11 protein-coding genes are annotated in these 14,288 nt (G+C 68.2%); all 11 read right to left on the minus strand.

Features of this window, described 5'->3' with window-relative positions; genetic code table 11:
• Positions 1 to 272: 272 nt before the first annotated feature.
• Positions 273 to 959, minus strand: a complete 687-nt coding sequence (locus QPJ90_RS15615) for a DUF4276 family protein (protein WP_290132059.1) — start codon at positions 957 to 959, stop codon at positions 273 to 275.
• Positions 946 to 2,070, minus strand: a complete 1,125-nt coding sequence (locus QPJ90_RS15620) for an AAA family ATPase (protein ID WP_290132060.1) — start codon at positions 2,068 to 2,070, stop codon at positions 946 to 948. Before QPJ90_RS15620 ends, QPJ90_RS15615 begins: the two co-directional genes overlap by 14 nt.
• 132 nt (positions 2,071 to 2,202) lie before the next feature.
• Entirely contained in the window at positions 2,203 to 4,758 is a 2,556-nt protein-coding gene (gene leuS, locus QPJ90_RS15625) for a leucine--tRNA ligase (protein WP_290132061.1), read from the minus strand.
• Between the two features lie 84 nt (positions 4,759 to 4,842).
• A complete protein-coding gene (gene cydC, locus QPJ90_RS15630) occupies positions 4,843 to 6,531 on the minus strand; it encodes a thiol reductant ABC exporter subunit CydC (protein WP_290132062.1) in 1,689 nt (562 codons plus the stop codon).
• Positions 6,528 to 8,177, minus strand: coding sequence for a thiol reductant ABC exporter subunit CydD (cydD, locus tag QPJ90_RS15635; protein WP_290132063.1), 1,650 nt, complete (start codon positions 8,175 to 8,177; stop codon positions 6,528 to 6,530). The genes cydC and cydD overlap by 4 nt, the downstream gene beginning before the upstream one ends.
• A gap of 59 nt (positions 8,178 to 8,236) precedes the next feature.
• Positions 8,237 to 9,241, minus strand: a complete 1,005-nt coding sequence (gene cydB / locus QPJ90_RS15640) for a cytochrome d ubiquinol oxidase subunit II (RefSeq protein WP_290132064.1) — start codon at positions 9,239 to 9,241, stop codon at positions 8,237 to 8,239.
• The gene (locus QPJ90_RS15645; RefSeq protein WP_290132065.1) at positions 9,241 to 10,653 is read right to left on the minus strand and encodes a cytochrome ubiquinol oxidase subunit I; all 1,413 of its coding nucleotides are present in this window, start codon (positions 10,651 to 10,653) and stop codon (positions 9,241 to 9,243) included. Before QPJ90_RS15645 ends, cydB begins: the two co-directional genes overlap by 1 nt.
• 279 nt (positions 10,654 to 10,932) lie before the next feature.
• Positions 10,933 to 11,853 carry an ABC transporter substrate-binding protein gene (locus tag QPJ90_RS15650; RefSeq protein WP_290132066.1) on the minus strand — a complete coding sequence of 307 codons (921 nt, stop codon included), beginning with the start codon at positions 11,851 to 11,853 and terminating at the stop codon, positions 10,933 to 10,935.
• Complete coding sequence (locus tag QPJ90_RS15655; RefSeq protein ID WP_290132067.1) at positions 11,850 to 12,578, minus strand: ABC transporter permease; 729 nt, start codon at positions 12,576 to 12,578, stop codon at positions 11,850 to 11,852. Before QPJ90_RS15655 ends, QPJ90_RS15650 begins: the two co-directional genes overlap by 4 nt.
• Positions 12,575 to 13,291 carry an ABC transporter permease subunit gene (locus QPJ90_RS15660; RefSeq protein ID WP_290132068.1) on the minus strand — a complete coding sequence of 239 codons (717 nt, stop codon included), beginning with the start codon at positions 13,289 to 13,291 and terminating at the stop codon, positions 12,575 to 12,577. Before QPJ90_RS15660 ends, QPJ90_RS15655 begins: the two co-directional genes overlap by 4 nt.
• Positions 13,288 to 14,202, minus strand: coding sequence for an ATP-binding cassette domain-containing protein (locus QPJ90_RS15665; RefSeq protein ID WP_290132069.1), 915 nt, complete (start codon positions 14,200 to 14,202; stop codon positions 13,288 to 13,290). Before QPJ90_RS15665 ends, QPJ90_RS15660 begins: the two co-directional genes overlap by 4 nt.
• Between the last annotated feature and the right edge of the window lie 86 nt (positions 14,203 to 14,288).

Raw genomic sequence — 14,288 nt, forward strand, 5'->3', positions numbered from 1 at the left:
ACAAGCTCCGGCGCCGGCTTGCCACTCTCACGATCTCCGATTCCCCGATGTAACGCTGCACGCTCGCCGGCTCATGGGAACACTTCCGAGATGTCTTGGCGCCGTCGACTGCACACACCGCACGAATATCTCCCGCCGTGCCCGTCGGGGGCAGCACTCAGGACCATGCCGTCTGCGCACCGTCCTATCCGCCCTCTCGCGGGTACACGGTGATCAGAACCGACATGAGAACGCCCTCCATCACCGACACAGCCGACCTCAGCTCGGAGCAGCTACGATCCGGATGTGCGAGGAAGCGTGACGCCGAGCTCCTCGAACCACGCCAAGAACCGCGGAGTGAGTCCCAGAGCAGCCTCGAGATTCGGTTCGATCAGCGCCACTCCGTCGCGAACCTTGTCATAGTCCGGCAACACCTGCAACACCCGCTTCGATGGCGCGGTACTCGGACCATCATTGATCATCTCCGCGTTGCCATCGTAGAAGTCGACCATGGACTGGAATTCGCGCACGATCGACGAGTCACCGAATACGTCGCCGGACAGCGAACCCGCAGCGATCACGAGCGTCTCAAACTCGTGAAGCATGACGAAGGGCGCGAAACGGGGATCTGATCCAACGAGATCGACCATTCCTTTCTCAATCTCTTCGACACAGGTTGGCTGTCGATGCGGGCCGCCGCACTTACAGGCAGGACCGTCACTCGGGAACGCGTAGTAGTCGATCATCGTGGTGACACGAGTCCAATGAGGCTGTGCCAAAAGATTTCTCAGATGGCGCTCGTAATGCTTCCAAAGGCCGCCGCCACGACGCGCTTGTCCATCTGCTGCTCGCGACGTGTGCACGACGATGGGCGTCAAGAAAACGCCGGACCGCGCCGCGAGTGGTCGCATGACGAGATTGACGAAGGCTTCCTCGGTCTGCCCCTCAACCACCAAGGCGATTTGATCAACCATCGCCATGCTTCTTCGCAAGTAACGAAGACGGCCTACCACCGAGGAGGTTCATCTCCCAGAGCTCACCAACTGAATAATCAGCGAGCCACCCCTCCAACTCCGAAGCATCTGGCCGCTCAACAGTTGTTGCCCCGTCGGATCGGCCAACCACAGCGACTTCATTGAGGCTGAACTGACCGAGGAGTGTGACCGATTGTGTAGCGGCGATCAACTTGTGCTCGGAACCCAAGCCACGAAAGAGCGCTGCTAGTTGGTGAATCGCTGCCGGGTGTAGTCCCAACTCTGGCTCGTCAAGAACGATTGTCGCGGGCTTCCGTGGCTGTTGTAGCAAGACCGCCAGACAGATGAAGCGGAGAGTTCCCGAACTCAGTGCACTCCCCGAGAAGATGTCGTCTATTCCCTTTTCTCGCCACCGAAGTACTACAGAATCAGCTCTCGGTCGGAGCACGAAATCGTCGAAGAACGGAGCTACATTACGGATGGACCGAATGACCTTGTCGTACTGCCGCGAGTTGTTCTCTCGCATGTCCAGCAGTACCGCTGCCAGATTACGAGCATCGTCATGCAACATCTCACTGTCCGCGACATCCACGCGGCGCAGAGGAGGGGCGGTGATGCTCGTGTCATCGAAGTGATACACACGACAGCCAGACAGAACGTCGAACAAGTATTGATTTGAGACATGCTCAGAAACTTTCGCCTTCAGGCGTCCGCTCCTGCTCGTGCCCAACGAAGTCGAGTACGGCGACGCGTACTGCTCACTTTGCATGTACGTCGTTTCCGTGAGCACCGCTGAGTCATCTGCGGCCGGCTCGAGTCGAAGCCTGTAGCCGTTGCGAACAGCACCACGAACAGAATCGACCCAGTCACCCCAGATCCTCAAGGAGATCTCCTCCGCCTCACCACCCACACTCCGATGAAGCAGATGAGACATCCCGCCGACTCTTGCGATGTGCGCAGGCGCATTGCCATCCACCGCGTAACCCAGGAGCTCGAAGGCATCAACGAGGTTACTCTTGCCCGCGCCATTGGCACCTATCAACAGAGTCACGCTGCTCGTCAGTTCCAGCGTCAAAGAATCAATGGACCGAAAGCCTTCGATCTTGACGGAACTCAAAGGCGTTGTCAAAAGAAATCACTCTCGCCAGACATCTGCACTCCTGTCGTCCTCCTAGAGCGGCACGGCTCAACATAACATCGGCGGCCTTGAGTCCTGGTGAGGCGAGCATCCACCGCGACTCCGGGGCAGCTACCCCTTGATCGCGATGTTCACCAGCTTCGGCGCCCGCACGATCACCTTCACGATCTCCCGGTCCCCGATGTACCGCTGCACGTTCGCCGATTCCCGCGCGAGCGACTCGAGCTCCGACGGCTCGATCGACTTCGAGACCTCGAACGAGTCGCGCACCTTGCCGTTGACCTGCACGACCGCCGTCAGGGTGTCCTGCACGAGCAGCGTCGGGTCGGCCTTGCGCCACCCGTACGTGGCGACGGTCGGCTCGTAGCCCAGCTTCTCCCACATCTCCTCGCCGACGTACGGCGCGAACACGGCGAGCCCGAGCGTGATGGTCTCGACGGCCTCGCGGACGGCGGGGTCACCCGCGCCGGGGCCGCTGTCGATCGCCTTGCGCGTCACGTTCACGAGGTCCATGAGCCGCGCGATCACGACGTTGAACTTGAACGACTCCATGAGCCCGGGTGCGTCGGCGAGGAACCGGTGCGTCACCTGGCGGAGCGCCCGGTCGCCGTCGGCCCACACGGCGTCCTTCGTGCTCGTCACGTCGAGCGCGAGCCGGTAGGCGCGGGCCAGGAAGCGCGCGGACGCCGACGGGGAGACGTCCTCCCAGTTGATGTCGTCCTCGGGCGGGCCGGCGAAGCCCATCACGAGGCGGATCGCGTCGACACCGTTCGCGTCGAGCTCGTCGCCGAGCGAGACACCACCCTTCGACTTCGACATCTTCGAGCCGCCGGACAGCACCATGCCCTGGTTGAGCAGCGCCGTGAAGGGCTCGGTGAAGTCGAGGTAGCCGAGGTCGAACAGGACCTTCGTGACGAAGCGTGCGTACAGCAGGTGCAGGATCGCGTGCTCGATTCCGCCGATGTACTGGTCGACCGGCGCCCACTTCCGCGCGGTCGCCGGGTCGAACGCCTGCAAGTCGTCGTTCGCGGCGAGGAAGCGCAGGAAGTACCACGACGAGTCGACGAACGTGTCCATCGTGTCGGTGTCGCGCGTCGCCGGGGTGCCGTCGACGGGGTTCGGGACGTTCACCCAGTCGGTCGCACCACCGAGCGGCGAGGTGCCCTTCGGCTTGAGGTCGAGCCCCTCGGTCGACGGCAGCCGGACCGGCAGCTGGTCGATCGGCACCGGGTGCTCGGTGCCGTCGGCGCCGTGGATGATCGGGATGGGGGTGCCCCAGAAACGCTGGCGCGAGATGAGCCAGTCGCGCAGGCGGTAGGTCTTGGCAGCACGGCCGGTGCCGCGCTCCTCGAGCAGGCGGATCGCCGCCGTGATGGCGTGCTGCTTCGACATGCCGTCGAGCGGCCCGGAGTTGATCATCCGACCGGTGCCGGTCAGGGCCTCGCCCGTTGACACCGGGTCGAGCGCCGGCAGGTCCTCGAGCGTCGCGCCGTCCGGGATCACCGGGATCGCCCCGGTCACCGGAGCGGTCGTGTCCACCACGACTTTCACGGGCAGGTCGAACGCCCGCGCGAAGTCGAGGTCGCGCTGGTCGTGCGCGGGCACGGCCATGACCGCGCCGTGGCCGTAGTCGGCGAGAACGTAGTCGGCGGCCCAGATCGGCAGGCGCTCCCCCGTCAGCGGGTGGATCGCGAAGCGGCCGAGCGGCACACCGGTCTTCGGGCGGTCGGCGTTCTGCCGGTCGATCTCGGAGGTCTTCTGGGTCGCGGTCAGGTACGCGTCGAAGTCGTCACGGACCGAGGACGACACAGACGGGTCGGCCACCAGCGACGCCGCCAGGTCCGAGTCCGGCGCCACGACCAGGAACGTCACCCCGTGGATCGTGTCCGGCCGCGTGGTGAACACGGTGACGGGCTCGGCGCGGCCCTCGATCACGAAGTCGACGTCGGCACCGACGGACCGGCCGATCCAGTTCCGCTGCTGCGCGATGACCTTCGCCGGCCACCGCCCCTCGAGCTGGTTGAGGTCGTCGAGCAGCCGGTCCGCGTACTCCGTGATCTTGAAGTACCACTGCGTCAGCTTCTTCTTGACGACGACGGCCCCGGAGCGGTCGGATGTGCCGTCGGGCAGCACCTGCTCGTTCGCGAGCACGGTCTGGTCCACCGGGTCCCAGTTGACCCAGCTGTCCTTCCGGTACGCCAGGCCCTTCTCGTACATCTTGAGGAACAGCCACTGGTTCCACTTGTAGTACTCGGGGTCCGAGGTGTGGATCTCGGTCGTCCAGTCGAAGGACGGCGCGTACCGCTTGAACGAGGCCTTCTGCTGCTCGATGTTCGCGTAGGTCCACTCCTTCGGGTCCACACCGCGCTTGATCGCCGCGTTCTCCGCGGGCAGGCCGAACGAGTCCCAGCCGATGGGGTGCAGCACGTTGAAGCCCTGCTGCCGCCAGTACCGCGCCACGAAGTCGCCGAGCGCCCAGTTCTCGGCGTGCCCCATGTGGAGGTCGCCGGAGGGGTACGGGAACATCTCGAGGATGTACTTGCGCGGCCGGGTGTCGTCGAGGTCCGTGGTGAAGAGCCCGAGCTCCTCCCAGCGGGGCTGCCACTTCTCCTGGAGACGACGGAAGTCGTAGGCGTTCGGGTCCTCGGCGTACTGCTCGGTGGTCACGGTCACCAAGGTTACAAGGCCTGGAGGCACGGCCCGGCCCCGTGACGCCGGCACCGGCCCGCCAGGTGGCGGGCGGGCACCGCGTCAGGCCCCGACGAGTCGTCCGTCCCGCATCCGCAGGGTCCGGTCGACGAGGTCGGCCGCCACCGGGACGTGGGACACGACGAGGATGGTCCGTCCGGCCCGCCGGGCCGCGCCGACCAGGTCACGCAGCAGCGCGTCCGCCAGGTCGGGGTCGATGTCGGCCGTGGGCTCGTCCAGTACGAGTACGGGGAACGCGTGCAGGAGCGCCCGCGCGAGGGCGAGCCGGTGCGCCTGACCACCGGAGACGAGGACGCCGCGCTCCCCCACGCCGGCGTCGAGACCGCCGCGGGCAGCGACCCACGACCCGAGGCCGACCCGGTCGAGCACGTCGAGCAGCTCGGCATCGGTGGCGGTGTCGCGCGCGAAGAGCAGGTTCTGCCGCACGGACTGGTCGAAGACGAACGGGTCCTGCTCGATCAGCCCGATGCGTGCACGGACCACGTCGGGGTGCAGGTCCTTCGCCGGCACCCCGTCGATCGTGAACGAGCCGCGGTGGTCGACGAACCGCACGAGCGCGTCCACGAGCGTGCTCTTGCCCGCGCCGCTCGGTCCCTCCAGGACCACGACCTCGCCGGGCCGCAGGTCGAGCGAGACCCCGCACACGGCGTCGACGCTCGCACCCGGCCAGCGCACCGAGAGGTCACGCACCGACACCGACACCGGGCCGTCGACCTCGAGCGAGGCGGGGTCGGCGGGCTCCGAGGGCTCCGGCACGATGCCGTCCGGCACGGTCGCGGGCACGACCTGCTCGACGCGGTCCGCTGCCGCCCGGACCCGGCGGAGGGTCAGGACCGCCAGCGGCACGCCCCCGACGACCTCGAACAGGGCGAGCGGGACGAAGACCGCGAGCGCCCAGAGCGGGCCGTCGAGCGCGCCGGACACGACGGCGGGCGCCCCGACCGCGAGGATCCCCACGACCGCACCGCCGCCGATCAGCCCGACGAGTGCACCCACGAGCGACTCGACGGCGCCGCGACGACGCACGGCTGCGGTGACGCGGGCGTCGAGCCGTGCGATGTGGTCGAGCCGCTCGCCGAGGGTGCCGTACGCGGTGAACACGTCGAGGGTGCGGACCGTGTCGAGCACGAGGTCCGCGACCCGACCCCGCTCCGCCGCTGTCCGCTCGTCGGAGCGCCGGGCCACCGCGGCGGTCACGACCGAGCCGAGCAGCGCCGCGACCGCGAGCGCGAGCAGCAGCACGACCGCGGCCGGCACCGACACGAGCGCGACCGCGACCGCCGAGAGCACGGCGACGATCCCGGCGGATACGAGCGGACCGACGACCCGGATCGGCAGGTCCTGCAGCCGGTCGGTGTCGGTGACGAGTCGGGTGAGGAGGTCGCCGCGTCCGGTGGACCCGAGCCCGGCCGGCGCGACCGACGACAGCCGGCGGTACATCTCCGTGCGCACGACCGCGAGCTGACGGAACGACGCGTCGTGCCCCGCGAGCCGGTCGACGTAGCGGAGTGCGGCGCGGCCGAGTGCGAACGCGCGCACCCCGACCATGACGAGCGTCAGGTACAGGATCGGCGGGTGCTCCGCCGCCCGCGTGATGAGGTAGCCGCTCGCGGCGAGCAGCGCGACCGCGCACAGTGCGCTGAGCGCGCCGGCTGCCACGGCCTTGCTCCAGCCGGCCCCGTGGGGCATGGCGAGCCGCAGGACGGATGCGGGTCGGGCCTCCCGGCTCATGCTCGTGCTCCGCTCGTCACGGCGACCGACGCGGATCCGACGTCGACCCGGACGTCCGCCGCGGCCAGGACGGCCGGTCGGTGGCTGGCGACGACGACCACGCGGCCGTCGGCGGCGAGCCGACGGATGGTGGCGACGACGTGCGCCTCGGCGTCCGCGTCGAGCGCGGAGGTCGGCTCGTCGAGCAGGACGAGGGGCGTGTCGGCGCGCGCGGCGCGGTACAGGGCGCGCGCGACGGCGACGCGCTGCGCCTGCCCGCCGGACAGGCCGGCGCCGCCGGATCCGACCGGGAGGCCCGGGTCGAGTCCCAGCCCCGCCGCACCGAGCGCGGACCTCACGGCCGCTCCGTCGGGGGTCGCGCTGAGCGCGACGTTCTCCGCGATGGTCCCGCGGACGAGGCGCGGCCGCTGGTCCGCCCAGGCCGTGCGCTCCGCTGCGGTGCTGCCGGCCGGTCCGGGGAGCGTCACGGACCCCTCGTGCGGAAGCGCGCCGCGGATCGCGGCGATGACGCTCGACTTGCCGGAGCCGCTGGGGCCGGAGAGCGCGACCACGGTGCCGGGCTCGGCGCGGAGGTCGATCGGCCCGATGACGACGTCCGGACGGTGGATCCTCAGCCCGTCGAGGACGAGGGCGGCCGCTTCCGCGGTGGCGACCGCGGGCGCTCGGTGCACGCCACCGGCCGTGTCGTCGTCGAGGACGTCGAGGACCGCTGCCGAGGCCTCGACACCGTCCTGCGCCGCGTGGAAGTCGGCGCCGACCTGTCGGATCGGAGCGAAGGCCTCCGGGGCGAGGACGAGCACGAACATCGCGGCGCCGAGCCCGAGCGACCCGTCGACGAGCCGGACGCCGATCGACACGGCGACGAGCGCGACCGCGAGACTCGCCGCGAGCTCGAGGGCGAACCCGCTGACGAACGAGAGCCTGAGGACGCCGATCGTCTGCTTCCGGTACGCGTCCGTGAGCGTCCCGATCCGTCCGACCTGGCGACGCGCCCGCCCGAACACCTTGAGCGTGGCGAGGCCCTCGACGGCCTCGGTGAACGCGCCACCGAGGGTCGCGAGGGCGTCCGACTGCTTCCGCTGCAGCGCCTGGGTCGCGAGGCCGATGAGGATCATGAACACCGGGATGACCGGCAGCGCGCACAGCACGATGAGCCCGGTCGTGAGGTCTCCGATGCCGATCGCCACGAGCAGCGCCGGGGTCGCGACGGCCGTCAGGGCGAGCTGCGGCAGGTACCGGCCGAAGTAGGCGTCGAGGGCGTCGAGGCCCGGCCCGAGCGTCGTGGCGAACCCGGCGCTCGACCGTTCGGCGAGCCACGTCGGACCACGCTCGGCGGCCCGGGTGAGGACGGTCGCGCGCAGCTCGCTCTTCACGCGCGCCGCGGCACGGGCGGCGAGGTCGTCCGTCGCCCATGCGGCGAGTGCCCGCACGACGAACGCTGCGCCGACCAGGCCGAGCGCCTGTGCGAACGTCGTGGGGAGCGCACCGTCACGGACCGCGTCGACCCCGATCGTGACGGCAGCGGAGATGCCCCAGGCGATCGCGATGGTCGCCAGGGTCCGGAGCAGACCGGTGCCGGCGGCCGCGACGATGAAGCCGCGTGCCGTGCGCGACAGTCGCAGCAGTCGCGGGTCGAGCGGCTTCACGAGCGTCCTCCTGGCCTGTGGTCGTCGTCCGGGTCTGCGTGCTTCGTCCGGGCTGCCGGCTAGTGGGCCGCCTGGCCGATGTGTGCCCGCGAGACGCGCTTGCGGAACACCCAGTAGGTCCAGGCCTGGTAAGCGAGCACGAGCGGCACGAAGATCAGCGCCACCCAGCTCATCACGGTCAGCGTGTACTGCCCGCTCGCAGCGTTGACCACGGTCAGGCTGTTGGCCGGGTCGTTCGACGCTGGCATCACGTTCGGGAAGATCGCCGTGAACATCGCCAGGACGACCGCCGCGATCGTCACCGCCATGAGTGTGAACGCCCGCCCCTCCTTGCCCCACACGTTGCAGAGGACCGCGAGGACGAGGGCCAGCGCCGCCACCACGGACAGCACGAGACTCGCCGGCGTCGCCCGGACGAACGCCATCGCGACGAGGAACGCCGCACCGACGACGATCGTGAGGATGCCCGCACGGGTCGCGAGGCGCTTCGCGCGGACCCGGATCTCGCCCTCGGTCTTCAGCGCGACGAACACGACGCCGTGCGTGAAGAACACCATCAGGGTCGCGAGGCCGGTCAGCAGCGCGAACGGGTTGAGCAGGTCGAACAGCGTGCCCGTGAAGTTGTGGCCGGCGTCCATCGGGATGCCCCGGACGACGTTGCCGAACGCGACACCCCAGAGGAACGACGGGAGCGCGCTGCCGACGATGATCATGAGGTCGAAGCGGCGCTTCCACTCCAGGTGCTTCTCCTGGTGGCGGTACTCGAAGGAGACGCCGCGGGCGATGAGCGCCGCGAGGATGAGGAGCAGCGCCAGGTAGAACCCCGAGAACATCGTGGCGTACCACTCGGGGAAGGCCGCGAACAGGCAGGCGCCCGCGACGATGACCCACGTCTCGTTGAGGTCCCAGACGGGGCCGATCGTGTTGATGAGCACCCGACGGTCGGTGTCGTCCTTGCCGAGGAACGGCAGGGACATCCCGACGCCGAAGTCGAAGCCGTCGAGGACGAAGTAGCCGACGAAGAACAGCGCGACGATCGCGAACCAGAGAACCGGCAGATCCATCAGTAGACCGTCACTTCGTGCTTGACCTCACCGGTCTCCTCGTCGACCTCCGCCGGGGCGGCGGGGCCCTCTTGTGCGACCTTCTTGATGAGCCGGAACTCGACCACCGCGAGGGCGCCGTAGATGAGCGTGAACACGACGAGCGAGATGAGGACCTCGAGCCCGGTCACGTTCGGCGAGACGCCGTCCGCGGTCTTGAGCAGCCCGAAGACGAGCCACGGCTGGCGACCCATCTCGGTGAAGATCCAACCCATGATCATCGCGGCCATCGGCAGCGGCATCGCCCAGGTGGCGATCCGCCAGACCCAGCGCTGCTGCGGGAAGCGGCCCTTGCGGGTCAGCCACAGCCCGACGAGCGAGACCAGGACGGCACCCACGCCGAGGGCGATCATCCAGCGGAACGCCCAGTAGGTCACCCAGATGATCGGCTTGTAGTCGCCGGCGCCGTACACCTGCGAGTACTGCGCCTGGAGGTCGTTGATGCCCTCGACCGTGCCGTTGAACGTGTGCGTCGAGAGGAACGACAGCAGGTACGGGATGCGGATCGAGAACAGCTCGTGCACCCCGTCCGGCGTCCCGAGCGTGAAGATCGAGAACGAGGCGTCCTTGCCGGTCGAGGTGTTGTAGAGCGCCTCGGCCGCCGCCATCTTCATCGGCTGGGTGTCGACCATCGTCAGTCCGAGCTGGTCGCCGGTGAGGACCGTGAGCGCCCCGGACGCCAGCATCGTCCACATGCCGAACTTGAGCGCCGGCATCATCGTCTCGAGGTTCTGGTTGCGCGCCAGGTGCCAGGCGGCGACCGCGATGATCACCGACGCCGCGACCATGAACGCCCCGAACAGCGTGTGCGGGAAGGCAGCGAGGGCCACCTTGTTCGTCAGCACGGCCCAGATGTCGGTGAGCTCCGCGCGGCCCTTGGCCTCGTTGATCGCGAAGCCGACCGGGTGCTGCATGAACGCGTTCGCCGCGAGGATGAAGTACGCCGACAGCATCGTGCCGATGCTCACGCACCAGATCGTCGCGAGGTGCACCTTCTTCGGCAGGCGGTCCCAGCCGAAGATCCAGAGGCCGATGAACGCCGCCTCGAAGAAGAACGCCAGGATGCCCTCGAGCGCGAGCGGCGCACCGAACACGTCACCGACGAAGCGGGAGTAGTTCGACCAGTTCATGCCGAACTGGAACTCCTGCACGATGCCGGTGACGACACCCATCGCGAAGTTGATCAGGAAGATGCGCCCGAAGAACCGGGTGAGCTGCAGGTAGTGCGCCCGGCCCGTCCGGACCCAGGCGGTCTGGAACACGGCGACGACCACGGCCATGCCGATGGTCAGGGGCACGAAGAGGAAGTGGTAGATCGTCGTCAGACCGAACTGCCACCGCGACAGGATGAGCGGATCGAGGATGTCGTTCATGCGGCGTTTCCGAGCCGGGTCGCCGCGCGCTGTTGGTGCACGTCAGTTGCTTCCTGTGGAAGGGGGAACTTCTGGTGTCACAGGCCGTTGGGACACCTCCACGCTACCGTCCGGACACCTGCTTCGACAAGTTGTAGAACCGCCCTCTGCACGAACGTGCAGATGAACTGCACGGCACGGTTGTGCGGAACAAGCGTGCTGCGACGATGTCTCGCGGAACGACGACAAGCGCCGGGCCGAAGCCCGACGCCTGTCGCTTTTCGTGCCGTGCCGGTACGCCTAGAGGAGACCCTTCTCGGTGAGGAAGTCCTTGGCGATGGTGGACGCCTTCTCCTTGTCGTTCACGCTCTTCGCGTTGAGGTCGATGAGCGCGTCGGTCGTGAGGACCTTGCTGACCTTGTCGATGTCGGCCGCCGCCTTGTCGTCGACCTTCTTCGAGACGACCGGGATGACGTTCTGCGGGAGGATCAGGTTCTCCGGGTCCTTCAGCGAGACGAAGTCGTTCGCCTTGATGCTCGGGTCGGCGCTGTAGATGTCCGCGAGCTGGACCGTGCCGTCCTTGAGGGCCTTGACCGTGAGCGCTCCGCCGGAGTCCTCGACGGCCTTGAAGTCCACGTCCACGCCGTAGACCGACTTGAGGCCCTTCGGCCCGTACGGACGGGTCTGGAACTCGGAGTTCGCGCCGACGGTCAGCTTCTCCTTGACGTTCTTGAGGTCCGCCAGGCTGGTGACGTCGTTGTCCTCGGAGAACTTCTTGGTGACGGTGTAGCTGTCCTGGTCGGTCGCCTCGGCCTCGTCGAGCACGCGGAGGCCGGACGGCAGCGCCTTGGTCAGGGCGGAGTCGATCTCCGACGAGGTCTTCGCGTCGGAGTTCTTGTCGTAGTACTGCAGCAGGTTGCCGCTGTACTCGGGCATGACGTCGATCGCGCCCTTCTGGAGCTGCGGGAGGTAGATCTCGCGCTGCCCGATGTTGAAGTTCCGCTTCACCTGGAAGCCGTCCTTCTCGAGGACCTGCGCGTACATCTCGGCGATGATCTCGTTCGAGTAGTACTGCTGCGACCCGATGACGATCGTCTTCGAGTCGCTGGAGGCGCTGGAGCCGCTGTCGAGCGGGTTGCTCGACGCGCAACCGGTCAGGGCTGCCGCGACGCCCAGTGCCAGCGCTGCTGCGACGCCGGCACGGATCTTTGCTGTGATCACGATGGATTTCCTTCCGGGATGGGATTGCGGGACCGCTCGCGCGACCCCTGGCGCCGCCGAGCCGACGGGTCAGCGGTGCCCTTGGGCACCGCCGCCCGCTGGAGTGCGGCGAACACGATCTCGAACGCGATCGCGAGTGCGATCACGAGGATTGAGGCGCCGAGCATCTCGGCGTAGTCCTGGGTCTTCAACCCGAGGAAGAAGTACCCGCCGAGCCCGCCGGCCCCCACGTATGCGGCGAGCGTCGCGGTGGCGACGACCTGCAGGACGGCCGCTCGGATGCCCCCGATGAGCAGCGGGAGCCCGAGCGGGATCTCGACCTTCCACAGCACTTGCCAGCCGGTCATGCCCTGGGCCTTCGCGGCGTCGACGGTGACCGGCTCGACGGACTCGATCCCCGAGTACGCGCCGGCGAGCACCGACGGGATCGCGAGGATCACGAGTGCGAGGAGCGGTGCTTCGAGCCCGATGCCGAGCAGGAGCCCGAACAGCGACAGGACACCCAGCGTGGGGAGCGCTCGGACGCCACCAGAGGTCGCGATGGAGAAGCCCCGGAGCTTCCCGGTGTGCCCGATCGCGTACCCGAGGGGCACCGCGATGAGCGAGGCGATCAGCACTGCGAGGAGGGTGATCCAGACGTGCTCCCAGAGGCGGCCGGGGATGGCGTTGTAGCCGGAGTAGTTCTGCGGGTCGAACACCCAAGCGAACGCGCTGCCGATGATCACGACGTCACCTCCGCCTGCTGGAGCACTCGTCGGGCAGACCGCCGACCGGTCTGGACTCGGCGGGTCCACGGCATCACGAGCCTCCCGAGCAGCACGAGCAACCCGTCGAGCGCGAACGCGAGGACGAGCACCATGACGATCCCCGAGATGATCTCCTCGTAGATCCCGCGGGCGAGCCCGTCCGTGAAGAGCGACCCGAGGCTCTGGATGCCGAGCACGGCACCGACGGTGGTGAGCGAGATCGTGGACACGGCGACGACGCGGAGGCCGGCGAGCAGGACCGGACCGGCCAGTGGGAGCTCGACGCGGAAGAACCGCTGACCGGACGAGTACCCCATCGCGGTCGCGGCAGAAGCCGTCGCGGCGTCCACCGAGGTCAGACCGTCCACCGTCGACCGCACCATGAGGGCCAGGCCGTAGATGGTCAGGCTGATGATGACGTTCACCGGACTGGTCAGGCTCGTGCCGATGATGCCCGGCAGCGCGACGAAGAGCGCGAGCGACGGGATCGCGTAGAGCAGCCCGGCGAACGTCACGATGCCGCTGCCGAGACCGGACGAGAAACGGGATCCCCCGGGGCGCTGCAACCGGACGACGATCCACCCGATCGGGATCGAGAGCAGGAACGCGATGAAGATCGGCGGGATGGCGATCGCGAGGTGCGCGACGGTCGCGTCGCCGATGGTGTCGAGGTTCGACAGGACCCAGTTCACCGGGGCCCCCCACCCTGCGCCGGAGCACCCGGGGCGGTGTCACGCGCCCCGGCCTCTGTTCCCTGCGGCACGGCGGCCGCGGCGTCCACCACCTGCACCGGGCCCGTCAGGACCCCGGCAGCACGGCCGTCGCCGTCCACGACGATCGGCCCGGTCGGCGTCTGCTCGACCCGGAGTGCGCGACGACCACGGCCGGCACCGATGAAGTTCGCGACGAAGTCGTCGGCGGGCTCGGCGAGGATCTCGGCCGGGGTGCCCTGCTGCGCGATCTCGCCGCCCTTCTTCAGGATGACGACCTGGTCACCGAGCTTGAACGCCTCGTCGATGTCGTGCGTGACGAAGACCACGGTCTTGCCGAGCTCGCGCTGCAGACGGATGAGCTCGTCCTGGAGGTCGTTCCGCACGAGCGGGTCGACGGCCCCGAACGGCTCGTCCATGAGCAGGACGTTCGGGTCGACCGCGAGTCCGCGGGCGACGCCGACGCGCTGCTGCTGGCCACCGGAGAGCTGCGAGGGGTACCGGGTGGCGAACGCGCGGTCGAGCCCGACGGTGTCCATCAGTTCGAGGGCACGTTCGCGCGCCTTCGCCTTGGACACGCCGGTCAGGAGCGGCACGGTCGCGATGTTGTCGACGACGCGACGGTGCGGCAGGAGGCCGGCGTTCTGCATCACGTAGCCGATGCGGCGGCGGAGCTGCACCGGGTCGACGGAGGCGACGTCCTCCCCGTCGATGGACACCGAGCCCGAGGTCGGATCGACCATGCGGTTGATCATCCGGAGGAGCGTCGTCTTGCCACAACCGCTCGACCCCACGAAGACCGTGGTGGTCCGGGAGGGGATGACGAGGTTGAAGTCCTCGACCGCGGTGGTGCCGTCCGGGTACGTCTTGCGTACCGAGCGGAACTCGATCATGGGTGCCCTTCTGTTCGGAGGTAGCCCGACTCCGCACGAGAGTACCCGCGAGGACCGACACGGGTTCCGTCGTGACGCCCCGTGTC

Origin of the sequence: Curtobacterium sp. 458, assembly GCF_030406605.1 — a bacterium.
In the GTDB taxonomy this organism is placed as follows: Bacteria; Actinomycetota; Actinomycetes; order Actinomycetales; family Microbacteriaceae; genus Curtobacterium.